The sequence below is a fragment of the Alteromonas gracilis genome (genome assembly GCF_036870955.2).
In the GTDB taxonomy this organism is placed as follows: domain Bacteria; phylum Pseudomonadota; class Gammaproteobacteria; order Enterobacterales; family Alteromonadaceae; genus Alteromonas; species Alteromonas gracilis_A.
In genome coordinates, this window is sequence record NZ_CP145482.2 from 3,412,696 (window position 1) to 3,437,625 (window position 24,930).

General features: G+C 45.1%; 21 protein-coding genes and 5 pseudogenes. 10 read left to right on the top strand and 16 right to left on the bottom strand.

The window, feature by feature from the left end:
- Window positions 1-2: 2 nt before the first annotated feature.
- From V6N89_RS16435 to V6N89_RS16455, 5 genes are all read right to left on the bottom strand, one after another.
- Window positions 3-803, bottom strand: coding sequence for an efflux RND transporter periplasmic adaptor subunit (locus V6N89_RS16435; RefSeq protein ID WP_338518532.1), 801 nt, complete (start codon window positions 801-803; stop codon window positions 3-5).
- Window positions 804-805: 2 nt separating this feature from the next.
- Window positions 806-2,167 carry a TolC family protein gene (locus V6N89_RS16440; protein WP_338518533.1) on the bottom strand — a complete coding sequence of 454 codons (1,362 nt, stop codon included), beginning with the start codon at window positions 2,165-2,167 and terminating at the stop codon, window positions 806-808.
- 185 nt (window positions 2,168-2,352) lie between these two features.
- Window positions 2,353-2,871 carry a hypothetical protein gene (locus V6N89_RS16445; RefSeq protein WP_338518534.1) on the bottom strand — a complete coding sequence of 173 codons (519 nt, stop codon included), beginning with the start codon at window positions 2,869-2,871 and terminating at the stop codon, window positions 2,353-2,355.
- Between the two features lie 88 nt (window positions 2,872-2,959).
- On the bottom strand, window positions 2,960-4,000 hold the full coding sequence (locus V6N89_RS16450) for an alpha/beta hydrolase (protein WP_338518535.1): 1,041 nt from the start codon (window positions 3,998-4,000) through the stop codon (window positions 2,960-2,962).
- Window positions 4,001-4,099: 99 nt separating this feature from the next.
- Window positions 4,100-4,840: a glutathione peroxidase gene (locus V6N89_RS16455; protein WP_346992969.1), complete on the bottom strand. Its 741-nt coding sequence runs from the start codon at window positions 4,838-4,840 to the stop codon at window positions 4,100-4,102.
- A 218-nt stretch (window positions 4,841-5,058) separates the two neighbouring features.
- On the opposite strand from V6N89_RS16455, the gene V6N89_RS16460 reads away from it, so the two are divergent.
- The 4 genes and pseudogenes from V6N89_RS16460 to V6N89_RS16475 all read left to right on the top strand — a co-directional run bounded on the left by V6N89_RS16460 (window position 5,059) and on the right by V6N89_RS16475 (window position 8,717).
- Window positions 5,059-5,754 (top strand): AAA family ATPase, encoded by a 696-nt coding sequence (locus tag V6N89_RS16460; protein WP_159626792.1) that lies wholly within the window; start codon window positions 5,059-5,061, stop codon window positions 5,752-5,754.
- On the top strand, window positions 5,714-6,043 hold the full coding sequence (locus tag V6N89_RS16465) for a ribbon-helix-helix protein, CopG family (protein ID WP_338518536.1): 330 nt from the start codon (window positions 5,714-5,716) through the stop codon (window positions 6,041-6,043). Before V6N89_RS16460 ends, V6N89_RS16465 begins: the two co-directional genes overlap by 41 nt.
- Before the next feature lie 547 nt (window positions 6,044-6,590).
- Window positions 6,591-8,398, top strand: a pseudogene (locus tag V6N89_RS16470) (diguanylate cyclase).
- A 1-nt stretch (window position 8,399) separates the two neighbouring features.
- Window positions 8,400-8,717 (top strand): ADP-ribosylglycohydrolase, encoded by a 318-nt coding sequence (locus tag V6N89_RS16475; protein ID WP_338518538.1) that lies wholly within the window; start codon window positions 8,400-8,402, stop codon window positions 8,715-8,717.
- A gap of 7 nt (window positions 8,718-8,724) precedes the next feature.
- Here V6N89_RS16475 and V6N89_RS21835 read toward each other — a convergent pair whose 3' ends face one another.
- The 7 genes and pseudogenes from V6N89_RS21835 to V6N89_RS16500 form a co-directional block, all read right to left on the bottom strand.
- The gene (locus tag V6N89_RS21835) at window positions 8,725-9,159 is read right to left on the bottom strand and encodes a helix-turn-helix domain-containing protein (RefSeq protein WP_431189807.1); all 435 of its coding nucleotides are present in this window, start codon (window positions 9,157-9,159) and stop codon (window positions 8,725-8,727) included.
- Window positions 9,160-9,219: 60 nt separating this feature from the next.
- Window positions 9,220-10,085, bottom strand: a pseudogene (locus tag V6N89_RS21840) (sigma 54-interacting transcriptional regulator); the annotation flags it as partial.
- A gap of 58 nt (window positions 10,086-10,143) precedes the next feature.
- A pseudogene (prsK, locus tag V6N89_RS21845) lies at window positions 10,144-11,224 on the bottom strand (XrtA/PEP-CTERM system histidine kinase PrsK).
- Window positions 11,225-11,265: 41 nt separating this feature from the next.
- Entirely contained in the window at window positions 11,266-12,180 is a 915-nt protein-coding gene (locus V6N89_RS21850; RefSeq protein ID WP_338518542.1) for a hypothetical protein, read from the bottom strand.
- Between the two features lie 109 nt (window positions 12,181-12,289).
- The gene (locus tag V6N89_RS16490; protein ID WP_338520156.1) at window positions 12,290-13,414 is read right to left on the bottom strand and encodes a beta-ketoacyl-ACP synthase III; all 1,125 of its coding nucleotides are present in this window, start codon (window positions 13,412-13,414) and stop codon (window positions 12,290-12,292) included.
- Between the two features lie 360 nt (window positions 13,415-13,774).
- Window positions 13,775-15,578, bottom strand: a pseudogene (locus V6N89_RS16495) (choice-of-anchor I family protein).
- Window positions 15,579-15,910: 332 nt separating this feature from the next.
- Entirely contained in the window at window positions 15,911-16,393 is a 483-nt protein-coding gene (locus V6N89_RS16500) for a hypothetical protein (RefSeq protein ID WP_338518543.1), read from the bottom strand.
- Between the two features lie 206 nt (window positions 16,394-16,599).
- Here V6N89_RS16500 and V6N89_RS16505 point away from each other — a divergent pair, with 206 nt between their 5' ends.
- Complete coding sequence (locus V6N89_RS16505) at window positions 16,600-17,400, top strand: M48 family metallopeptidase (protein WP_338518544.1); 801 nt, start codon at window positions 16,600-16,602, stop codon at window positions 17,398-17,400.
- 93 nt (window positions 17,401-17,493) lie between these two features.
- On the opposite strand, the gene V6N89_RS16510 is transcribed toward V6N89_RS16505, so the two are convergent.
- Complete coding sequence (locus V6N89_RS16510) at window positions 17,494-18,336, bottom strand: mechanosensitive ion channel family protein (RefSeq protein WP_338518545.1); 843 nt, start codon at window positions 18,334-18,336, stop codon at window positions 17,494-17,496.
- A 581-nt stretch (window positions 18,337-18,917) separates the two neighbouring features.
- Here V6N89_RS16510 and V6N89_RS16515 point away from each other — a divergent pair.
- The 5 genes and pseudogenes from V6N89_RS16515 to ruvX all read left to right on the top strand — a co-directional run bounded on the left by V6N89_RS16515 (window position 18,918) and on the right by ruvX (window position 22,382).
- Complete coding sequence (locus V6N89_RS16515; RefSeq protein WP_346992971.1) at window positions 18,918-19,097, top strand: hypothetical protein; 180 nt, start codon at window positions 18,918-18,920, stop codon at window positions 19,095-19,097.
- A gap of 393 nt (window positions 19,098-19,490) precedes the next feature.
- Window positions 19,491-20,219: a 16S rRNA (uracil(1498)-N(3))-methyltransferase gene (locus V6N89_RS16520; protein ID WP_338518546.1), complete on the top strand. Its 729-nt coding sequence runs from the start codon at window positions 19,491-19,493 to the stop codon at window positions 20,217-20,219.
- Between the two features lie 156 nt (window positions 20,220-20,375).
- Window positions 20,376-21,330 (top strand): annotated as a pseudogene (gshB, locus tag V6N89_RS16525) (glutathione synthase).
- Between the two features lie 61 nt (window positions 21,331-21,391).
- A complete protein-coding gene (locus V6N89_RS16530) occupies window positions 21,392-21,958 on the top strand; it encodes a YqgE/AlgH family protein (RefSeq protein ID WP_346992972.1) in 567 nt (188 codons plus the stop codon).
- Window positions 21,951-22,382, top strand: a complete 432-nt coding sequence (ruvX, locus tag V6N89_RS16535; protein ID WP_338518547.1) for a Holliday junction resolvase RuvX — start codon at window positions 21,951-21,953, stop codon at window positions 22,380-22,382. The genes V6N89_RS16530 and ruvX overlap by 8 nt, the downstream gene beginning before the upstream one ends.
- A gap of 6 nt (window positions 22,383-22,388) precedes the next feature.
- Here ruvX and V6N89_RS16540 read toward each other — a convergent pair whose 3' ends face one another.
- From V6N89_RS16540 to V6N89_RS16550, 3 genes are read right to left on the bottom strand one after another with little or no spacing between them, the layout of a single operon-like run.
- The gene (locus V6N89_RS16540; RefSeq protein ID WP_338518548.1) at window positions 22,389-22,718 is read right to left on the bottom strand and encodes a DUF2007 domain-containing protein; all 330 of its coding nucleotides are present in this window, start codon (window positions 22,716-22,718) and stop codon (window positions 22,389-22,391) included.
- Window positions 22,719-22,748: 30 nt separating this feature from the next.
- Window positions 22,749-23,861, bottom strand: coding sequence for a PilT/PilU family type 4a pilus ATPase (locus V6N89_RS16545; protein ID WP_346992973.1), 1,113 nt, complete (start codon window positions 23,859-23,861; stop codon window positions 22,749-22,751).
- Window positions 23,862-23,870: 9 nt separating this feature from the next.
- Window positions 23,871-24,914 carry a type IV pilus twitching motility protein PilT gene (locus tag V6N89_RS16550; RefSeq protein ID WP_338518549.1) on the bottom strand — a complete coding sequence of 348 codons (1,044 nt, stop codon included), beginning with the start codon at window positions 24,912-24,914 and terminating at the stop codon, window positions 23,871-23,873.
- Window positions 24,915-24,930 lie beyond the last annotated feature (16 nt).

Sequence of the window (24,930 nt, forward strand, 5' to 3'; positions counted from 1 at the left end):
ACCTAAGCATAGGTACTTGGTACCTCAGCCTGTACCCACACGCGTTTTATCTTTGCAATGCTCATTATGGTCGTGCCAGGCTGAACAAAAAAACCCTCGCGGATTGCCAAGGCTTCTACAACTCCCGATTGCGGAGCATTAAAAGTTACGGTCTGTGATATTCGTTTATTTTTCTTCAGGTCATCAATTAAACGCTCATTCAGCGCAAGGGCATTGAGTCGCTGCTCAGCCCCATCAATTAGCCGTTTATCATTTCGCTTTAGGGCGAGTAAGTATTCTTCCTGTGCATTAACCAGTTCGGGAGAATAAAGCGTATACAAGGGTTGTCCTGCTTTTACTTCTTCTCCTTGAGATTTTATATGGAGTGTCTCTATCCACCCCTCTACTCGAGGATGAATATGCATTATTTCGTCCTCATCATAGGTAACAGCCCCTGCGACTTTAATGCGCGGTGAAAGCGCTCCCACACGCACTTTTTCAGTTTTCACCCCCATGTTTTGCTGTACTTGCGGTGAAATCATCACAACACCTGCCCCACCATGTGCCATGTCACTACTGTCCTTCACTTCTGCGTAAACAGGAACTAAGTCCATTCCCATCGGGGACTTTCCAGGTTTGTCTCGGCGATAGCTATCATCCATAGGCGCAACCCAGTACAAGGGCTCACTGCTTTTTTGTGATTCACGTTCAGTTTCATCGTGACTCATTGAAGCCCCTGAAAGTAGGTACCATAAAATGCTGCTCAAAAAGGTCCCCAGAAAAACACCGACCACCATTGAAGGAAATGTTGATTTAATTGGCATAACTACTTTCCTGTGTGTTGTTGAGGCTGCGTTTCGATAGATGGCAAATACAAATAGGCCAAAGACACCAGTGTTTTAGCTTCTTCTATTTGAATTGAGAGCAAAACATCTTGAATTTGAACTTGACGAAGAAGCGCGCCAATGACGTCGCTGAAGTTAGCGGTGTCTGAGGTGTAAGCGGTAAGTAACGTCTGTGCAAGACCGTCAACTTCACTGGTTAACCCACCTTGATAAAGTGACTTTCGCTGTATCAAAGAAGATAAACGTGCCTTTAATACTTCGGCTTGCGAAGCAAGCGCGTTTACTTTAAGACGAAAGTCAGTTTTAAGTGCGTTGACACGAGATAGCGCCGCTGCGATATCCGCATTTTGCTTAGGCTGAGTGAAATAGGGTAAATCTACCTGAACACCCACAGAGAGAAAATCAGCACGACTTGTACCATTTTGTGCGTCTTGTCGGTAACCATAGCTCGCCTCTACACTCCATTGCGACTTGGTTTGTTCCCTTGCAATCTCTACCTGCTTCTCCTGCGCTTGTGTTTTCATTTGAACAGAAAGCGCCTCTGGGTGTCGTTGAAACAATGTAAATGGCTCACTGTCGCTTACGATTCTGTAAAACGCTGTGAGGGCGTTTTCATCTTCCCCAACTAAAGCATCTAAACGCAGTGTATTAGGAGCCATTTCATCGACAATGGGAGCGCCATAAAACTCTGAAAGTGCGGCATGGGCCTCGTCCAATGACTGACTAGCAATTGTTTTTTTGTCTTCAAGGGTGAGTTGGGCAAGGCGCACCTGCAAAATATCACTCTGCTGTGCCTTTCCTAGTCCTTGGCTGTAGCGAGATTCCGTTATGTCCATCAACTGTTTTAGCAAACGCTCTTCTTCTTCGAGCAGGCGTACTCGCTCGTGTGCGTTATACCAATCTAGCCAGACTAACGCGACTGACTTTTTGAGCCATGCGATTCTTGCCAGTGTGTTTACATCTATTTCCTTTTCCATAACGGCGAGTTTTTCACGATTTAATGTATTTACATCTCCCCTTGGCAATTGTTGTTTAATACCTATTTTGACCTGCGTCATTGGCTCTTGGTTAAGCGAAAAACCATCAGTTGGCAAGTTTTGTACTGATGTTGAAAGCTGAGGATTTGCCCAAAAATCTGAAGCAGTTTGGTCACTTCTAAGCGCCTGCTGACGGTAATTATTACCTTTGAGAAGAGGGTCATTCGCAATGGCAAGTTCCTGAGCTTGCTGCAACGACAACTCTGCAGAAACCGAATTGAAGGAAAACAAAGCCAACACGGCTAGGGTACTTGTCGTTTTGACCCTTACAGCACTGATGGCGCGCGAAAAATTAACGCAATTCATAATATCATCACTGTTCATTTTGCAAGTTCAATACACTTAGTATTAAAGGCCTGCACGGAAGATTCTGATTGAGACACGAAAGCGAAGCCCAATTACATTGGCAACAGTTCGCTAGGCATCTCTTACACTAAGTTAGCTGTGTTAAGCATTGCAGTGCTTAAACACCGCAAGAACACAAGATAGATCTATGCTGTTAGCTGCGTTTTGGGTGGGCGGAATTGCTTGAAAGTAAGTCGTGAACGCTGACCAATTGGCTTTTGCAATGCCGCAGTGCGCGTCTTGGTAACGTGGGATTGAAACAGCGGGTTGATTAACGCTACGCCGCTGGAATTGAAACAATGTTCGGCACTGCATTGACAGTCTTCACCACAGCAATCCATCGTTGATGCCATATGAGTCATGTCAGGGGGTGCGATTGAATTTGCATCGACGCCTTTTAGCGACGAAGAATTCCCCTTGGAGTTCGATGATGCATTGTGATGAGCACATCCCTCGCCCGGCTCTGAGACGCGCGACGTGTCTGAGGCTGAGTCTGCCGTTGATTGAAGGGTTGATAGCGATACAGAGGAATGGGAATGAATGAAGGTTACAGCACGCGCTTGCGATACACTTTGTACCATGATCGCGACAAATAGCACGAAAAACAGCGCAGATAATTGTGTGCCATTTCTGCTCCGTGTGTTTTGGCTCAAGCCGTAATTCATAAATGCGTTCATCGCTTAAGCATAGCGCCATGAAGCCACAGAGTAAATAAACTCGCTAACTTCTGCGAGAGCCTGCATTGGTAAACTGTCAAAACTGCTTAACATAATCGCGCAGCATTAACTCCATGGTTGAGAAAAGAGGGTTGGCTTGAGGTACTGCACAGTCTTCTTGCTGGTTCACCATGTTTGCGTTGAACTTCATGTCACGCAAAAGTTTACTGTTTACCACAACATCAGCGTGGCATAACGCATAGGATTCATCGATAACAAAAAATGAATTTGGCCCCTTGCTTTGCTCCATCGCATTTTCGACGCCATAAATAGGCGTGGTCGCATCTGCTTGTGAGTGCGCAGCAAACAGCGGCACCTCTATTTGCTGCCCATCTTCAAACTTTTCCCTCACGGTATTAATAAGGTCCATTAGTTCAAGCCCTGCAAAGCCAGCCACATTGGGATATTTGAAGGGATTTGGGCCATGTGTTTCGTAGGTACCATCAACAATTCTTGCCAATAGTTTAATGCCCCAAATACGCGACATGCCCTCGGCATTTTCTGACAAAGCTAAAGCACCTGAAAACAACATAAGACCGTCGATACCTTCACCTTGGTCCAAGTAATGTTCCACCGCAAGGGCTCCCCCCGTAGAGAAGCCACCAACAATCAAGGTATCGCCCATATCGCTTGCAATTGAAATAACGTCATCAACATGAGACTGCCAGCGCTCAGCGAGGTCCCAATCCGACATATCATCATCAGCGTCACGTTTACCGTGCCCCGGTAATAGCGGAACAATAACCGTAAAGCCTTCATCAAACAAAACATGAGCAATCTCTCGCATGAAGAACGGTGAATCGCTCAAACCATGAATAAGCACTGCGACCTTTTTACTCGATGGATTATTTAATATAAATGGCGCATTACCTTCATTGCGCAAAACGTTACTGCACACACCAAACTTATTCAGAGCGGTCTCACGACACGGTTGTACGCTTCCCCACTCTGACTCATATAAGGATTTGAAGCGCGCGTTAGACTCTGAAACACTCTTCGATTGAGCTAGCGCTGTGTTTATGACAAACACCGATACAAGACCAACAACACACTGGGCAACGAACTTAAATGACACCATTATTCTCCGAACGGAAATAAAAAACGGGAGCATAATAGCATGCTCCCGTCATTTTTCGAGGTGAGGCGTTATTGATTAAAACAACGCATGCGCTTAGGCTTAAGCCAAAAATGCTTCTAAGTCGTCTGAACCGCCAATATGTTTACCGCCTATGAATACCTGAGGTACTGTCTCACGCCCGCTTATTGCCGTTAAGCTTGTCAGCGATGCATCTTTGCCAAGCACAATTTCTTCAAACTCGTACCCTTTTTCTCCCAATAACGTTTTCGCCTTGGCACAGTATGGGCAACCTGGCTTGGTAATGATCGAAACTGGCGCTTTTGATTCTTCCTCAGGGGCAATATAAGCGAGCATGGTGTCAGCATCTGATACCTCAAATGGGTCACCCGGCACATCTGGCTCGATAAACATCTTCTCGACTACACCGTCTTTCACTAGCATAGAGTAGCGCCAGCTACGCTTGCCAAAACCAAGTTCGGCCTTATCAACCAACATACCCATGCCATCGGTAAATTCACCGTTTCCATCTGGAATAACCGTGATGTTGTCGGCTTCTTGATCTGCAGCCCACGCGTTCATAACAAACGTATCGTTGACCGATACACATACAATTTCATCAATGCCGTGCTTTTCAAATTTCTTAGCCAAAGCATTGTAACGAGGCAAATGCGTTGATGAACACGTTGGCGTAAATGCGCCTGGTAGCGAAAAAACAACGACATTTCGGTAGGTAAAAATCTCATCTGTTGTTTTTGTCACCCAGCTTTCTCCCTCGCGGCAAGGGAATGAAACACTCGGTACTTTTTGACCTTCTTTTGACGTAAAACGCGCTTCTGTCATAACAACCTCTTATTCGGTTTGAGTATTAGTTTTAAAGACTAGATTGTGTCCAAACACAAATCAATAGGTATCACTGTACATTCGTTAATATTGAATTTGATGCTGAACACTTTGCTTGTAGTACCTATCCTTTTTAATAATTAAAACTACCGATAGATCATAGAAAGTAAGTCTATCGCGTAGCAATGGTATTGATAGTAACGTTGAGGGTTAACGCCATGATTATTTTGGTTGGTGGTGAAAAAGGTGGAAGCGGAAAAAGCTGTCTTGCACAAAATATTGCCGTGTATTTGCGCACTGAAAAAGGCGCTAAAGTACTTATGGTTGACTGCGATCCTCAACGAACGACGTCAGATTGGATCCAAGAACGCAAAGCGGACCCTCGTTTAGCTGAGATTAACTGTGTGCAGTTATATGGAAAAATTCGCAACGAGCTGCTAAGCCTTCGCCAGTATTACGACTATGTCGTGATTGACTGTGGTGGACAAGATAACCTTGCACTTCGTTCCTCAATGGCCGTTGCAGACCATATTCTCATACCGCTGCGCCCCAAACGTCGAGATCTTAAAACGGTTCCGCACATGGAAGATATCCTTTCTACTTGTAAAATGGTCAACCCAAAGATGAACGCGGCATTTGTGATAACGCAGTGTCCTTCTTTACCAAGTTTAGCAAACCGAATTTTAGAAGCGAAAGAGGTATGCCGTTCATTTGGTATTCCTGTGCTTAACGCAGTGACATTTAGTCGCAATATGTATGACGACTCTGAAGAATCCGGTAAGTCAGTTATTGAGAGTGAACCAGAGGGCAAGGCTGCGGCAGAAATTCGTACGTTATTTGAAGAGCTCTTGGCGGGTAAAGAGGAGGACGCGTATGAGTTTGCTCAACCTCAAAAAGTCGAAGCCTTTAGCTAAGCCTGCACTGCGCAGTGTCGAGTCGTTCATTGACGATGCCCTGTTGTATGCGCAGGGCCAGCAGGACAGACGCACTGTTAGTGTTGACCCAGTAACACATACTGGTTGTGATACGCAAAGTCGCGTTGTACCGCTGCGAAAGCCGCAAAAATCGCAAACTATGCGCCATGCAACATTTACGCTTACCCCAGACTGTATAGAAAAACTCGCTATTCTGGCTGAAGAAAGTGAAACTTCGCGCTCGGCGTTAATCCGAGAATGGATCCAAGAAAACTATAAAAATCTGTAACCTAGAGCATACGTGAGAGAAGGGGATATTCCCCTTCTCTTCAGCCTTTAGACTAAAGTATAAAAATACATACCATTTACCTTCGTATTTATCTTCACAATTGGTTTGCAATCGCTATTATGAGCGCTAGAGAGCGTGTGTGGTGGACATACGGCTGTAGCCAGTTACCATGCAGAAGAGCAGCTCTTCCCGATTAATCGTGGTGCAAAGGAGATAGAAGCTGATGAGCGAAAAAGGAGTAAGTACGTTGTGTGTACTTCTATGGCTTTTTGCTTCGTCTATGCTTTGGACTTCAACAGCCTCGGGAGATGAGCACGCCTACGGCGATTATACTGTCGTTAAAAATCTTCTCGCGGCAAAGCGTTACGATGACGCAGATAACAAAGCGATGCTAATGCTTGAGCAAGCATTACAAAAAGAGTCGCTGTCACAAGAGACGTTTATCGAACTCGGCCTACTCCTTCAGCAAGCCTCACGTTTTGAGGTCTCCAAGGCAATTTTTAGTGCAGCACTCGAAGGTTTTACCACTCAAGGTAATTTGGGTGAAATGGGCACTACGTTATATTACCTTGCTGTATCAGAGCGCCAACTCTCCAATTACACAACGGCACTATCATATATCAGACGTGCACTTTCTATTGCCCAAATTCAACACAATGAGCTGTTAAAAGCAAAACTCAACTTGGAACTTGGCACTGTCCAACAGGAGCAAGGGGATATAGAAGCAGCCCTGGACACATTGAAGCAAGCTCTCCAGTTCTTTAGGGAATCTAGTGAGGCAACCTTAGCGGGCGTTAGTTTACTAAGAATTGGCGATATATATAGTTTGCTTAACCAGACCAGCCTTGCACATACGTACTATAAAGATGCATTTGACACAGTAGGACAGTCTTCAAAAGACAAGCGCTTGCTTGGGATGGCCAAATCCCGCCTTGGTGCTTTGCAGCTGAAAAATGGCCAAACCGATAACGCTGTAGCTTCTATCGCAAATGGCCTAGATTTTCTACTTGCTGCCAATGATGAGGGCGGTATCGCAGAAGCCAATATCCTTATGGGAAAGGCCTTGATAGAAACTGGTGATGTTAGAAAGGGGATTGAGTTACTGCAAGAAGCCATGCACTTTGCCATTTCATCAGGTCAAGCCAAGTTGGTGAAAGAAGGAAGGCTGGCATTGGCACAAGCCTACGTTAAGGAGCAAGACTTTGAGCAAGCGCTCTCGCAGGCGCGAATGGGGACAATAGCCGCGAGAAAAAACAGAGATATACGTGGTCAACTAAGCTTCCTTTCTATTCAATTAAGCGCTTTCGTGTCACAAGGTGAATTTAAAAAGGCGCTAGATATTCAATCTGTGATCCAACAATTGCGAGAGGCCTTAATGGACTCTCAAAGTAAGACTGCTATCGAAGGACTTCAAGCAGAAATTGAACTTGTACGTCAGTCAAGAGCACTTGAAAAACTTGCCGAATCGAAAAAATTGGCGCTCGCTCAAGCTGAACAGGAAAACTTGAGAACGACCCTGATTTGGAGCATCACCCTTGCTGGTCTACTGATGATGTTCTTGGTATGGAGTAGATTTAAACAACGACAGCAAACTATCATTTTACGGCGTGAAGTAAGACAACAAACACTGACACTACAAGAGAAAAATGATGAGCTTGAACGCGCCTATAAAACGCTAGAAGAAGTCAGCCTAAGAGACCCTCTCACGGGTTTGTACAACAGACACTACCTAGAGGCACACCTTCCTGGTGAGCTCAGACGCAGTCAGTTTGCTATCAATCAACCTAAGGACAAACACGCGCTCAAGCAAGATTTACTATGCTTGCTGATAGACATTGATCATTTTAAGCGCATCAATGACGACTATGGTCATATCGCAGGCGACAAAGTTCTTGCCGCATTCGCACAAATCTTAAAGGAAGTTTTCAGACAAACGGATCTCATCATTCGTTGGGGGGTGAAGAGTTCTTGGTGGTCTGTCGACATTCTAGCCGAGAGGAACTTCCTTTGCTGGCTGAGCGTTGCCGAGAAATGGTGGCCAGCACGCCCTTTGACATTGATACTCAATCACCCATTAGCATTACGTGCAGCATTGGTTTTTCTTTACTCCCTCCTGAGAAAATGGAGAGTTTCGATGCCGCGTGGGAGCGAACCTTTACCGTCATCGATTATGCGCTATATGCTGCAAAACTATCAGGTAGAGATGGATGGGTAGGTGTGATTGAAACCTATGATGAGCACAGAGGGTCTCTCACACCAATGGACGTTAAGTTCCATTTCCCTAGTTCAAGAATCGCCACTTCCTTTAATAATGTGGCAAGCATTACGTGGCCAGATCATAGTGAGGAGCAGTAAAATGTACAAAGGCAGTTGTCATTGTCAGGCAGTACAATTTGAGGTCGATCACCTAGATGAATTCGATGCTGATAAAGAGAGTATTGCAAACTCAGATAACCAAGCTTTGCGTCTTAATATAAAGAAAGCCGCACTCGTTATAGACTGTGCTCCTTCAGCGCTTGCTACACTTCATGTGGCCAATGGCGAAACACATCACATGTGTAATATATGTGGCCAGCTTATGTTTATCGAAGACGAGCAAGAGAATGTGAATGTTGAAGTGGCCTTTAACGGCCACGATGCATTATCAACACCTCATTGTCAGTTTGGGCTATAGCACTTCGCTAGTCGCTATTTTTGATATCTTCCATATGGTATTTATCAATAAGTGAATAGAGTGTAGGTCGTGTTACCCCTAACAACTCGGCCGTCTTTGACATATTTTTTTCTGCTGTTTGATACGCCCGGCGAATTGCTCGACTTTCTGCAATTTCACGGACTTCACGCAAGTTTAATGTCTCAGGTTCACCTGAAGTATCAACTGGCATCAACCCTAAATCGTCAGGCTGAATAACGCTGCCCTCGGCCATAATTACCGCTGACTTGAGCTTATTTTGCATTTCACGAATATTGCCTGGCCATTTGTGCGCAAGCATGGCATTGACTGCGGACTCTGAAAAGCTTTTTGCTTTTGCCTTAAACTCTTCTCGATACACGTTTAAGAATGTACGGGCCAGTAAGACTATGTCTTGATCTCGCTCTCTTAATGGCGGGATCATTATTGGCATCTCCCCCACACGATAATACAAATCTTCCCTAAACGTTTCCTCTGCAACCATTGACTGTAAGTCGCGGTGTGTGGCACAGATAACACGAATATCAACAGGTATTTCCGCCCTTCCCCCACACGCTCAATCACCCGCTCTTGCAGGAAACGAAGCATTTTGGCTTGCAAGCCAATGGGCATGTCACCTATTTCATCAAGAAACAAGGTTCCGCCCTGTGCGGTTTCAATTTTACCCATTGTTGTCTTGTTGGCCCCGGTAAACGCCCCCTTCTCATAACCAAAAAGCTCACTCTCAAGCAAATTTTCAGGAATAGATGCACAGTTAATGGCAACAAAGGGTTTATCTTTTCTTGGGCTGTGTTCGTGAATACTTCTCGCAAACACTTCTTTACCCGTACCACTTTCGCCAAGCAGTAACGTGCTAATGTCAGTATTAGCAATTTTTTCAGCTCGTCGAACGACTTTTTGAATTGCCTCGCTATTGCCAACTATACGCGACATGCCAGTACGTGTGCGGGCAAGGATGTTGTTTTCGTGCTCTAACTTGGCTAAGTTTAGCGCTCGGTTAACAAGCAGTTTTATCGTATCTGAGTCGATGGGTTTCTGGTAAAAGTCATACGCACCGAAGTCTATGGCCTTAAGTGCGTTTTGCTTGTCATTGTTCCCGGTTACAACAATGACTTTCGTACGCGGCGCTAAAGAGATGATGTCTTGAAGAATTCTTAGCCCTTCTGATGCATTTGCAGGATCTGGAGGCAGTCCCAAATCAAGGGTTACCACTTTAGGCTCAAATCGGCGCAGTTGCGCAATGGCAGAAGAATGATCGTCCGCAAAAACAACATTGTAATCGGTTAGGCTCCATTTCAATTGTTTTTGGATACCTAAATCATCATCTACTACCAAAACGGTATCAGTCATTTTCTTATAATCCTATTTTTCAACTTCATCCATCAAACAACACCTGCGTTCAACACCATTACCCTAGAGGGAAATGCAATGTAAAACAACTGCCACGTCCTGGCTCGCTCATTACCGAAAGCTTTCCGCCAATCGATTCGATATACGTTTTAGCATCATACGCACCAATTCCCATGCTAAGCGTTGCCCTTTGTCGTGTCAAAGGGCTTAAACAAACGCTCCTCGATAAACTGTTTGTCCATGCCTATTCCGTTGTCTTCTATCATCACCAGCTGAGTATGGTTATCTTTATCAAGACTAATAATAACATCTACCACACCGTCATCAGCTGTCGCTTGTTGCGCATTACTGATCAAATGATAAAGCACATTCGCCACTTTTTCTCTATCCACCGTGACAGATTCTTCAGTGGCAATGTGAACGCGTGGCATTGGACTAAGTGCAGAGCAGCGATTCGACACAACATCATTGGCAATCTCTGAAAGCATAAATTCTGAGTTAACGCCCTCTTCAATCGCTTTCTTATCTGTCAACTGCTTCAACATTTTTTCCATTCTTGCTTTGGTGTGTTCCAAAGTCTCGAATGTATCGTCAATGAACTCTGGATTGTGCTTGTGTTGCTGTGCATTAGCTAGGATCAAGTCGACTTGCGCTAATACATTTTTTAAATCGTGAAGGACGAACGCTGACATACGGTTGAACGCTGCGAACTGGGCATTTTCCGCCACAACCTGGGCAGCTTCATGATGCTGCATGTACGTGCCCACTTGCTCTGAGACCGCGTTAAGGTAATCTTTTACTTCCCAGTTCAAGCTTACTTTTTCTTTATCGCCTGCAGAGAGAATTGCAAATCCCCACAGCCCTCCATCCTTCATAAAAGGGATGAAGAGTTGGTACTGCCAAGATTTCAGCACGTTTCTATCAAGCTTCAGTCCGTTGTAATCAAATGGCTTTACTAAATACGCATCAGTATCGACTATCCAACCGTTCTGCTGCGTATAAGTAGCAAGGGTAGAAAGCACTTCCTCAACATCGTCAGACAACGCATCTTTTTGGTTTGATGACGTGGCTATGCATTCAATCTCCTTGTTGGTTACTTTGAAAAGTAACCCCGACTCGTACTGAATGGCATTTAACATACCGGTAAGACCCGCGTAGTAGACATCAGATGAACGGTCACCTAAGCATGCGTTAGCCACTTGGTTAATTTTACCCACTCGACACGATAGTCAAATTGGTTAGCAAAGAAATGCTTTGTGATGAATACTTTAATTTTTGTGCGAAAACCCGTCGACAAAAAGACCGTTGCTAACAGCGCAAAAGACATGACGACAAGTATGATTTGTACGGTTGCTCCCCAATTACCTCCGAGATAATTCACCGCGTAGCCAACCAGCGCCATCACAAACAAGTAGCCACCTGCCACCAACAAAAGTGAGCTATGCAATACCACATCACGAGACACAAATATGTCGACTCCCCAGTGGCGAATTCGGCGAATAGCAATGACCAACAGAGGCATTAAGAAAAAGTATATATAGCCTCTCGCAGCGATATACCCAATTTCAACCTGATTAACCATGGTTGCATTTGCATAAGTCACGAACTCAAAAAGGTTTGTTGCGCCAAGGTATATAATAAGTGGTTTGAATGCCCACTGCTCTTGACCAGCTTGACGGTAAACTACTTCCAATAAAACAAGTACCTCCAGCGACAACACGATAAGCGCTAAGAAGCTCCAAGATGGGTTTATTGGCAAGAGATAGGGGGCAAACAAGGCAACAAGTGCGGGGGCAATAATGACAAGCGTAGCGGGTTTGCGGATTACATCCCAAAAGCTTTTAAAATCTGTCTGAATACACCCTGCTAGGAAAAGCAGCCATGCCATTTGCTTGAAAACATCAATACTCAGAAGTGAGCTTAACGATATAGGCCCAAACAAAAAGGTAACGAGGCTGGTTGACCAAACGAATGTCGCTGCCGATGCCAGCACTAAAAAATGTTTGGCAACGCCTGGTTTTTTGACAGTAAACAGCAACAACAATAATGCTAAATGCGCTAGGCTATTAAGCGCATAGCCCACGTCAGATATCATCCTTAAAAACCACCCTTTTTTATCGTTATTGTTAAGGGCCTATGCACCTTATGCACGGCAGCGCGTTCTGGTTAGTCGGCGTGCGTTGTACACACGCCATTTGTATTGACTATCGCTTTTTGATAACCAAAGAGCCGATTGAATACCCAGCGCCAAAAGAGCACAACACGCCGATGTCTCCTGACACTAAGTCTTCATGATTAAGGCCAAAGGCAATCACGGAACCCGCCGACGCGGTATTTGCATATTCATCAAGCACAATAGGTGCTTCTTCTCGCGTTGCATCACGGCCTAGAAGTCGCTTACAAATCAGCGTATTCATATTGATGTTTGCTTGGTGCAGCCACCAACGCTTTACACCTTCCGGCGTTATGTCGTGACTTGCTAGGTGCGCCTCAATATGTGCAGCAGCGAGCGGGCAGACTTCTTTAAACACTTTTCTTCCGGCTTGATGGAAAAGCTTGTCAGGCCCATACGGGTCAACATCTTCAGCGCGAGTCATGTAACCAAAATTTGAACGAATATTGTTCGAGAATTTGGTCAAGGCTTTCGTACTTAGCACGTCATAAACGTGCTTGCTTTGCGCCGTCTCAGCAAGCTCCATCACGGTAGCGGTTGCGACGTCGCCGAAGATAAAGTGGCTGTCTCTATCTGCATAGTTAATTTGTGGTGATACTAATTCAGGATTAATCACAAGCACGCGTTTTGCGTTGTTTGCACACAGCATTTCGTAGGCGCGATGCATGCCAAAAGTCGCCGCAGAGCACGCCACTAGCATATCAAAACCGAAGCCTTCGATATTAAGTGCTTCTTGCACTTCAATAGCAATGGCTGGATACGCGCGCTGTGTATAGGCACATGACACAATAACGGCATCAATATCTTGTGCCTGCACGTTAGCAGAAGCCAATGCTAGCTTTGCCGCTTTCACTGCAATTTCAGCCTGATGGGAAAGCTCATCATCTTGACGAGGTGCAATTTTTGGTTTCATTCTACCAATATCTAATGCACCTTCTTTTTGATAGATGTAGCGGCTCTTAATGCCAGACGCCTTTTCAATAAATTCAGCACTTGAGTACGGTAGCGCGGTAACATCGCCCGCTTCTATCTGCTGCTTGTTCTCTTCATTAAACTTATCGACGTAAGCGTTATAACTGCTGACTAACTCTTCGTTAGTTATGCTCTCTTCAGGGTGCCATACACCCACGCCACTTATCACTACTTGTTGAGACATACGCATTCTCTGTTCTTTAATCGTTAGAGCGGCCATCAGTACATAATAGACAAAGGTACAAGCTTCGAACGGCTATTTACCTTCTTGCTAACTGGGGCCTTTCATGGTCTTGAACGTTTCCGTCCATCCCTTTTTCAATCCACATAGAGCATTCGTCTTAATGGATCTTCTTCATTTCTATAGCTTACCTCAAAGACGTAGCGCTGTAACTATCACAACACACCATTAACAATGCTAGTGGCAAGAAAAACTACCAAATAGCATGGGCAAATCAGGCACAAAAAAACCGCCGAAAGGCGGTTTTTTGTATTAGCCAGAAGTTAGCAAATTTAACTTTGCCAATCGGCCTTATATTTACGTTTAAAGCTGATTAATCTGCCAAACCGTCACTGTGCCACTTACTTCACTACCAACGATTAGAAGCGGAACACCGCTAGGGCTATTTTCAGCTGCAACAAACACCAAACTTTCTGGAGCCAAGTCGCCAATAACGTCATCAGCAGTTAGCCCTTCAGTAAGGTCTCTATTGATAACATATTCTGCGAACTGCACGTCGTAAGGGTTAGTAACATCATAAACAAAGATACCGCCCATGCGCTCTGTGCCGATGAACGCATAAGTGCGATCACCCACTTGACCAACGGTCAAAGCTTCTGGCTCAGGACCTTTGTTTTCAGAGCGAGAGTCGCCTTCATTCTCATCGTCACCGTTGTTGAACTGTGCACCATGAACAGACGCGGTAATACGCTCAAAGTCATCACCCGAATCGTAGACAACTAACCCATTTTGATCCCAAATAGTGAAAGAACGTGCACCATAGGCATAGGCTGCGTCGTACTCGCCGTCACCATCCGCGTCGCCCATCGCTGTAGTCACGCGCAAATCATCGGCTTCACCGTTCGCCTGAAGCATTGCCAAATCAGAATTTGCTTCAGCTGTCAGGTCTTCAACCTTCACTTCATCAGTGTACGCTAAACAACCATCATCAGCGTCAAATTCTAAACCACCAGCTGCAATACATGCCGCTTCGTCCGCTGCACTGAAGAAATATTCACGCGCATCCCCCTCGTTTGCCGTAACAACGAAAGTAGCGTCTTTCCACGTGAAGTTTGCAATTGTGTCAGGCTGGTACACGCCGTATAGCCCTGTGTATTGACCAAAGCTAACTGTGCCGTCTTCCTGCACGTCGATATTTAGGCCCGCCCATGATTTAGCACCAAGGCCTACAACTTGAACGCTTAAGTCTTCAAGGTCGATTACAGCTAGACCATTGTTTTCTTGTAAGCTTACATAGGCAACATCGTTAGTTGCTGTAATGTACTCTGGCTCTAAGTCCTGAGCCACTGAAGCGGTAATAGCGGTACCGTTAATTGTACGACTAAGCTGGATTTGGGAACATGACGCCCTGCGCCATTAAGTCAGCTTCCATGCCGTTGAATGCAGAGAAACCTACCGTAGTGCCAGTCTCTTCTGGCTCACCACTTGCTAAAATGTTGATAACTGTCACCGAGCCAACTGGGTCAACGGTATAATCGTCAGACGGCTCACCTTCGTTAGCAACCAACACTTTGCCACCATCTGGTGTGAACGTAACCATATCTGGCAACGCACCTACTTCAACAGAGTCAAGGAAAACAGGCGCAGAACTGTCTACACCTTCGTAAAACAGCACGTAACCATTGTCAGTTTTAACGCTTGCTGGTACCGCAACCGCCATTAGGTCACCGTTAATAGCAATGCTGGTAACACTGCCCAATGCAACGCCATTTAAATCAGCAGGAAGGCTGATTGTTGACGTAGTCAATGAAGTAGTATTGATTGGGTCTGCCATGGTAGCAGTTGTGATACTTGAAGCAGGGATTATAGCGATTGTATTAGTTTCACCATTAGTAGCATAAATGGTGTTGGACGCTGCGTGATACTGCACAATTTCAGCGGCTGTTTGGTTGCCCAAAAACGCACGGCCTACAACATCCATTGCGATGCCAATTGATGCATCTGCGCCATCAGAACCGTCAGTACCCGCCTCACCTTGCTCACCTTGAGGACCTTGCGCATAGGTCTCACCCTGTGCACCGTCGTCGCCGTCCAGACCACAGCCTGTAAGTGCTGCTGATACTAAAAATGCGAGTAACCCTACTTTAAATTTATTACGCACTGCCATTTGCTTTCCTTTTTATATAAGTGTCGTACGTCTATTGGTTTTCAAACAAAAGCTTCATTGATATCGACACCGCCGAACTATCATGGGAAGACGTTTCGTATTGAACGCCAGTACACCAGAAAAATCATTTAACTTCTATGTATAAATTAGGACCAGTTTATGACACAAATATTAATTTGGCAAAACGTATCAAATGTATGGCTGAGGCGCGTGGAATCTAGACTCCAAATCAATCTCAATTCGCAGCTTTATCCCTCTATCCACATGCTGTCACAGTTCTGTCATGAAACAGCATCATAGGTATCGTAAGCAGCTAGTGAAATATTGCACCTTTAATAAACGCTTGTGCAGTAATCAGGGTGTACATGAAAAAGCTGCACTTCGCCCCCCACTCTAACGCTCACGCAATCACCCACTGAAATATCATCTTGCTCAGTTGTTACAATCACGTAGTCTCCATCTACAGCCTGTAAGCCCACTTCCAAGCCGTTAAGATCCCCTTCCATAATTGATACCGCCATCCCGCTAAACACCGCACCGAACAGCGCAGAAAAGAGCATTTCATCTTCGCCAAAGTTCCACAGAGCACCTTCAACAGCTCCCATTGCAGCAGCCTCTTCGGCATGCGACTCAAATTTTATGGGTGAAACATCTGCGACTGTGGCGTAAAACATAGTGACAAATTGATTGCGTTCACTATTGGGTATTTCACCTGTAGAAGTGCACGCAGACAGTAATGTCGACGCGGCGATTAAAAGCAAAAGGTTTAAGTAGGTAATGCATGTTTTTTGTAAAGAAGGGCGACATGTTTTCATGACGAAAATTCCAGTAGTAAGTTAACGCCGTTTGATGATGGAAGTATGTTACGAGAGATAAAATGAACGGTAACTTAACGCCAGGCATAATCGCGTTTGACAAAGTTGGCGCAACAATTAGATTAAGCATGATTTATTTGAATTGTTGATTTATCCTACCAATAGCAACGAGACAACGGCTTTAAAGCCTGCAAAAAGGAACTACTATGAAAATGACATTCACCGCTTCGGCTGTGCTCGCCGCAACACTTGCCCTTGTAGGATGTGCCACGTCACCAACTGGTAGGAACCAGGTACTCCTTTACTCAGAAAGTCAGCTTTCACAAATGGGCGACCAAGCATTTTCGAGTATGAAAGAAGAGCTAAAAGTGTCTAGTAAGCGCGTGCAAAATAGCTATGTAGAATGTGTTGCCAACGCGATAACTGCCCAAGTTCCAGCTTCGGTATTCGACGGACAATGGGAAGTGGTTGTATTTGACGATGAACAAGTAAACGCGTTTGCACTGCCTGGAGGAAAAATTGGTGTATACACAGGGCTTCTCAATGTTGCTGAAAACCAACACCAACTCGCTGCCGTTATCGGTCATGAGGTAGGTCATGTTATTGCGCACCATGGCAATGAGCGCATGTCTCAATCAACGCTTATCAACATTGGCACTCAGGCCGTTGGCCAAGTGCTCGAGGCCAATGAAGTATCTCAGTCAGGTCCAATAATGGCCGCTATCGGTTTAGGCGTGCAGGTTGGTGTTCAATTGCCATACAGTCGTTCTCATGAATCAGAAGCTGACGTTATCGGGTTAGACTTGATGGCTAAATCAGGATTCGACCCAAGACAGTCGGTCAACTTATGGCAGAACATGGAAGCGGCGAGCGGCACAAACAGGTCGATGGAGTTATTATCAACGCACCCTGCTCCACAAACACGTATTGATAACTTACAGAACAATATGCCAAATGCGTTTGCCAGTTACCAAGCAAGTGGCGCGAGACCAAGTTGTAAAAGCTAGCGCGGTGGTTTTCCAGCCCAAACCTGATTTCAGCTGTTAGAACACGCCTAATTTACTTAAAAAAAACGCCGCATTTCGCGGCGTTTTTGCTTGTTATTCGCTGTCTGTTTTATGAAGGTGTACGTCCATTTGAGGGAATGGAATAGAGATACCCGCTTCGTCAAAACGCAGCTTCACTTTTTCAGTAAAATCGAATTTAACGCCCCAGAAATCAGAAGACTTGACCCATGGACGAACCACAAAGTTCACGCTACTGTCAGCGAGCTCAGATACTGCCACCGTTGCTGCTGGTTCAGCTAAAATGCGCTCATCTTCCGCAATCATTTCCTTAAGCAAATTTTTGGCTTTTAATAGATCTGCGTCGTAACCAATGCCAACTACCATATCGACACGTCGCGTATCTCTTGCTGAATAGTTTGTGATGTTTCCGCTGTAGATATTGCCATTAGGAACGATAATCTCTTTGTTGTCAGGTGTATTCATTGTTGTTGTGAATATACCAATTTTCACGATAGAGCCTGCCGTTCCTGCTGCCTCAACAAAATCACCCGCTTTAAAGGGCTTGAACACTAATAGCATAACGCCAGCAGCGAAGTTCTTGAGCGAGTCTTGAAGAGACAAACCTATCGCCAGACCAGCTGCACCTAATATGGCAACAAGCGACGTGGTATCTACACCTAACTGGTCGAGTGAAGCGACAATCACAAACAGCATTAAAATTGCGCTTAAAATGGACTCTAAAAAATCCACCAACATATTGTCGTATTTTGATTTCGCCATAAGGCGTCTAAATACAGACAGCAAAAATCCAACTACAATTCTACCGATAACATAGATAGCTATTGCCATCGCAATATTAATACCCCACGGGATAGCGTATTCATTTATGTATCGTTCAACATCACTTGCAGAGAAAAGCGTTAGCGTCTCTTCCATAATTAAGTCCTTGTCGTGTTTTGTGGTGTGATTAGACTACTTTTTGTACACACCCCATTGCAGCGCCATGCACAAAAAACAGTCTTCCAAAGTGATCGAGTCTTAACGGTATCAGCTATTGCGCTGCATACCAATAAGGTATGTAAGTTATTGATGCAATTTCGACCTAAAGTCTAACTAATTTTTTAGACTATGGCGTTCTCATCATTCGAAAGATCAATACCGAAAACCGATATCGTTTTCTATCTTTATTTATGTAACGTGTCATCACGCTGTCATTCTAGGTAAGTAAGATTAATTCCAACGTATTACTTACGATACGTTACCGTGCGACAAAACCTGTATATTTAAACGACAAGTTGACAGAGAGATGTAATTTCTCAGAAGTATACACTGACACTTTTTCGGAAGTGACAGAGTTTTAAGACTATTTTTTTGATGACTTTTTAACCACGTAGTTTAAACTAAAGCGAGATATGACAAAGGATGTTTGACGCACTTGTAACGAGTCTCTAAGAGAGCTCTTGTGCCCATATCGAACCAAAAGCTTTAGCAAACTATGTCAAATAAAGGATTAACGCATGTTGCTTCTCACAGTACTATTTACGGTTGTTTTGTGTTTGTTTTTATACTCATTACGCACCGACAAAGGTAAACATACCAAATATGCGCGAGCGGAAAATCGCTCTACGTCACGCGCAGTGCATCAAAATAAAACGCTGAAATCTTCTGCCGATAACTCTACGCCTTCAGCAGCATAGAGAGTATTTGCTTTCGACCTGAAAACGTTGTTGTAGTTGCGCGCGTGATTTAGGCGAAAGCGGGCTCAATGACGTAGTGGTGGCATTGCACGAGGCAGCTTCATTGAAATGAAAGACAAGCCTCGCGACGTAACATAAATTCATTACGTTCATGAAATACTGTGGGGTTCGTGAAACATGGCTGAGTCTGTGCTCTGAGCAGATACTTACGCTTCATCTAAACACAAATGTTCAGCTGCACAGTATTCAGTTGCCCTCAGTGGGGTTTACAAGTAATCAGCACTTTTGAGCGCCAGCACGTTTCGATAACGTTTTTAAAGCATACTACTTGGATTGCAACAAGCACCGCGTCGCGCGTATCATAGTGAACAAAAGATACAGTGCTGAATTAAAATGCGAATTCCAAGAATTTATTACCCCTCACCAATACCCTTAGAGCAAGAGTTCACTTTGACTGATGATGCTGGGCATCACATTGCGACTGTGTTGCGATTAAAACCCAACAGGCCCATTGTGCTTTTCAATGGCGACGGTAACGAATACAGCGCGCAAATTATCAGCATTCAACGCAAAAAAGTCATTGTTGAGGCTGATGCATGTTTGTCTATCGCAAAAGAATCTCCGCTTCATTTACATTTGGGGCAAGGGGTGTCTAAAGGCGACCGTATGGATACCGTACTGCAAAAAAGCGTTGAATTGGGAGTAACGGAAATTACTCCCATTATCACAGAGCGTTGTACGGTCAAACTCGATGAGTCGCGTTGGGAGAAAAAACGCCAACAATGGCAAAAGATTGTGATAGGGGCGTGTGAGCAAAGTGGTCGAAACGTACTTCCTGTATTAAACGAACCAATTTCGCTAAACCAGTGGTTAGCTAATTCCACAGCAACCACGCGTTTAGTGCTTGCCCCTGGTGCAGAGCAAGGCCTAGCAAGACAACCTTATAATGCGCAAGGCTACCGATTACTGATTGGCCCCGAAGGTGGTTTATCAGACGCTGAAATACATTTAGCAAATGAAAACGGTTACCAATCGGTTAGTTTAGGGCCACGTATTCTTCGTACAGAAACGGCTGCAATAACAAGTTTAAGTATCCTTCAGGCTCAGCACGGCGACTTTTAATGGCCTAATGGTTTTATTTCGACATAAGTAATTACAATAACTGGGGTAAGGTGGGTCTTGAAGTCGGCCGTTGTTGCCCCAATTTACCTGTAAACGAAATCAAGGTTATTTTGTCCTACACTTGGCCTAACCCAATCTATCCAAAGTGAGAAAACTATGCACTATACCGTCGGCGTAATTATGGACCCTATTGCGAGCATTAAGCCGCATAAAGACACTAGCTTTGCAATGATGCTCGAAGCCCAGCGCCGTGGTGCAACAGTGGTGTATTTTGAACTTAAGGACCTGTTTCTGGATAACGGTAAGCCGATGGGTATCGCCAAAACGGTCAAAGTGAAAGATCAGGCAACCGATTTTTATGTGATAGAGAATGAGGCAACTGTTCACCTTGGCGATATAGATGTACTTTTAATGCGTAAAGACCCCCCTTTTGACAGTGAGTTTTTGTACGCAACACAAGTGCTATCATTGGCGCAGGATGCTGGAGCTTTGGTAGTAAACAACCCCCAAGCGCTTCGCGATTACAACGAAAAACTGTTTACGTCGTATTTTCCAGAGCATATTCCCAACACCTTGGTTACTAACAATCAGGCTCTTATCCGTGAATTTCACGCTAAGCACCAAGATATTATATGTAAACCGCTAGACGGTATGGGTGGTGCCTCTATTTTTCGCGTCAAACCTGACGGGAATAATTTAGGGGTGATCATTGAGACGCTCACCAAGCTAGGTACGCGCTACATGATGGTTCAGGAATATTTACCTGAGATAAAAGACGGCGACAAACGTGTACTTATCGTCGATGGTGAAGTTATGCCATATTGCCTTGCGCGTTTGCCAACAAAAGGCGAAACCCGCGGGAACCTTGCAGCCGCATGGCACAGGCAGACCACAGCCCATATCTGAGTCAGATCGCGCGCTTGCACAGGCCATTGCACCAACACTTAAAGAAAATAACATCTTGTTCGTAGGGCTTGATGTGATTGGTAACAAGATTACTGAAATCAACATTACCAGCCCCACCTGCGTACGAGAGATTGAAGCGGCATATGACGTTGATATCATGGGCGCGTTATTTAACGCTATCGAAAAGCGCTTGTCTAACCGATAATCTACATTAGGCGTTGGGTAACTACTGCCAATTCATAAAGGTGAGAATAAAGAGAGAAAGCATGACGGAATTAAAGAGTTTACAAAATCATTTCTTGGTTGCGATGCCAAGTTTAGATGATCCGTATTTTTCTCGCTCGCTGATCTATGTGTGCGAACATAATGCCGAAGGCGCTATGGGTATTGTGGTAAACCAGCCTTCAACGATGAACGTTAAACAGCTGTTAGAACAAACTGATAAAGCGCTTACCGTGTCAGATGATAAAGCTGAGCAAATTGTGCTTGCGGGCGGCCCTGTAAGTCAGGAGCGCGGTTTTGTGCTGCACTCTGCTCAACAAGAGTGGGCGTCGAGCTTAAAACTTGCACCTGGCGTTATGGTAACAACATCAAAAGATATTTTGACTGCTATCGGCAAAGATGAAGGGCCTGATGACGTGCTCATCGCTCTAGGTTATGCTGGTTGGACTGCAGGCCAGTTAGAAAAGGAAATGCAGGAAAACGCATGGCTTACCATCGAAGCCGATGAAGAGATTTTATTCCACACCCCTATCCACAAAAAGTGGCAAGCAACGGTGAACAAACTGGGTGTAGATGTTTGGCAGCTTGCGCCTGGAGCAGGACATGCCTGAGGTAGGAAGCCGCACAGTACTAGCTTTTGACTTTGGTACTAAGAGCATCGGCGTTGCTGTAGGCCAGGAAATTACGGGGACCGCGTCTCCTTTGGCAGCAATCAAAGCCCGCGACGGCATTCCTGACTGGACCCTTATTGAAAAGCTTTACGATGAATGGCAACCCCACGTTGTTGTCGTTGGCTTGCCGCTCAACATGGACGGAAGTGAACAGGAAATGACGCAACGCGCGCGCAAATTTGCCAATCGTTTGCACGGCCGCTTTCGTGTTGCTGTAGAAGAATGTGACGAAAGGCTTACCACCACCGACGCAAAAGCGATGCTATTTGAGCTGGGTGGCTACAAAAAGCTGACCAAAGACAAGGTAGATAGCGTCTCAGCATGCGTAATTTTCGCAAGCTGGAACGAAAGTCAATACGAGTAACGAGCTTTACTCTGGTCTTCTCCCTTCTTCGCATTGCCAGCAGACTTCAAATGCACCGCCATTCTCCTCACCGCACAGGTTACAGGCCCAATCTTGATGAGACCGGGGAGCTTGTGCTGAGTTATCGCTAAACAAGGCGTCAATCACTTTACTGGCCCTGGCATACCAACTGTCATCAACCAACCATAATTCAGGCTGAGCATCTTGCCACGGCAGTTCACCGATTGCTCCACCAGCAAACTCATTCTTTACCAAATAAGGGATAGACAATGCGTCCAATTCACTGCGCACTGCCTGGATCTCGAAAGCATTTTGTGAAGAAAACAGCTTTTTCAACGAAACAACTCCCTTAGTTATAGCGGTAACTTAATCATCCATATCAATGGAAACATTCGACAATGTGCCCAAGCTAGAGCCATCTTTAGTGTCTAGTTTAATCATTAGACGCAAATCATTTGGCGAGTCAGCGTGATGCAGCGCTTGGTCCATATCAACTTTACCGGCTTTATATAGGTCGTAAAGCGCCATATCAAAGCTCTGCATGCCCTGCTCTTTGCCTTTTTTCATCGCCTCTTTCAATGCACCAATCTCATTGCGTTGAATCAAGTCTCGAACCAATGGAGAGTTGAGCAAAATTTCAATAGCCGCCACACGGCCCTTTCCATCAGGAGTCGGCACGAGTTGCTGCGCTACAATGGCGCGAATATTTAGGCTCAAATCAAAACGCAATTTATCGTGCTGGTCTTTAGGCGCAAGGTGCATAATACGTTCAATGGCTTGGTTAGCATTATTGGCGTGCAGCGTCGCTACGCACAAGTGCCCTGTATCTGCAAAAGACATGGCGTATTCCATGGTTTCCATGGAGCGAATCTCACCAATGAGAATAACATCAGGCGCTTGACGCAGTGAGCTTTTAAGCGCGTCATCAAATGACTGTGTATCAATACCTACTTCACGTTGTGTAATCACGCAGTTTTTATGCTCGTGAACAAATTCGATAGGATCTTCAATCGTTAGTATATGACCATGCGAGTTTTCGTTTCTATGACCAATAAGTGCCGCTAGTGACGTAGATTTACCCGTACCTGTACCGCCCACAAAGAGCACCAAGCCACGTTTGGCCATGATAATTTCTTTGAGCACCCGAGGAAGACCTAGGTCGTCAGCTTTTGGTATTTGCGTCACAATGCGACGCACTACCATGCCAGCTTGGTCTCGTTGCCAAAATGCTGAACAACGAAAACGTCCGATCCCTTCTCTGACTATGGCGAAGTTACATTCTTTGGAGTTGTGAAATTCTTCGCGTTGCTTTTCCGTCATTGCCTCGTGCACTAGCGCAAGAGAGGCCTCTTCTGAAGACGCTGAATCGGTGATTGGCGTTAGCTTTCCATTAATTTTGGCACTGACAGGAAAGCCCGCGGTCACAAATAAATCTGACGCGTTGGTGTCGACCATTTTTTGTAATAAGCTATCTAACATGGGTTTTCCTTAAAGACCACTCATCGATTTTTTATCAATAGATTTTTCGGCAGCATCTTGCTTAGTAATGACCCCCATTGCTACCAAACGCTGCAGGCACTGATCCATGGTTTGCATACCGTGCGCCTGACCCGTTTGAATAACAGAGTACATCTGCGGCACTTTGTCTTCACGAATAAGGTTTCGAATAGCTGGGATACCGACCATGATTTCATGGGCTGCAACTCGTCCGCCGCCCACTTTCTTAAGTAGCGTTTGTGAAATAACCGCACGCAGTGACTCAGACAACATAGAACGCACCATGGCTTTTTCTTCCGCTGGAAACACGTCAATAATACGGTCAATGGTTTTGGGTGCAGAGTTAGTATGAAGCGTACCGAAAACTAAATGGCCCGTTTCTGCTGCGGAAATCGCCAAACGAATGGTTTCAAGGTCACGTAATTCACCTACTAGGATAACATCAGGGTCTTCACGCAGCGCTGAACGAAGAGCGTTGTTAAATGAATGTGTGTCACGATGCACTTCACGCTGGTTTACTAGGCTCAGTTTGTTGTCGTGAACAAATTCGATAGGGTCTTCAATCGTCAAAATGTGTTCGCGCTTGTGTGTATTGATATGGTCGACCATTGCCGCCAATGTTGTACTTTTACCCGAGCCCGTTGCCCCGGTTACTAGCACAATTCCCGTAGGCTGGTTGATGATGTCTTTGAAGATTTCTGGCGCACCTAAATCGTCAAGTGTCAGCACTTTACTTGGGATGGTACGCAACACCGCAGCGGCACCACGATTTTGAACAAACGCATTTACACGAAAACGCGACAAGCCATTCACTTCAAACGAGAAATCGGTTTCTAAGTTTTCTTCGTATTCTTTACGCTGCATGTCGTTCATAATTTCATACACGAGCGCGTGCACCTGTTTGTGATCAAGAGCTGGTACATTCAGTTTACGCATCTCTCCGTCGACACGAATAATTGGGGGCAAGCCTGCTGATAAGTGTAAATCTGAGGCGTTATTCTTAACACTGAAAGCCAAAAGTTCGGTAATATCCACAACCACTTCTCCAAAA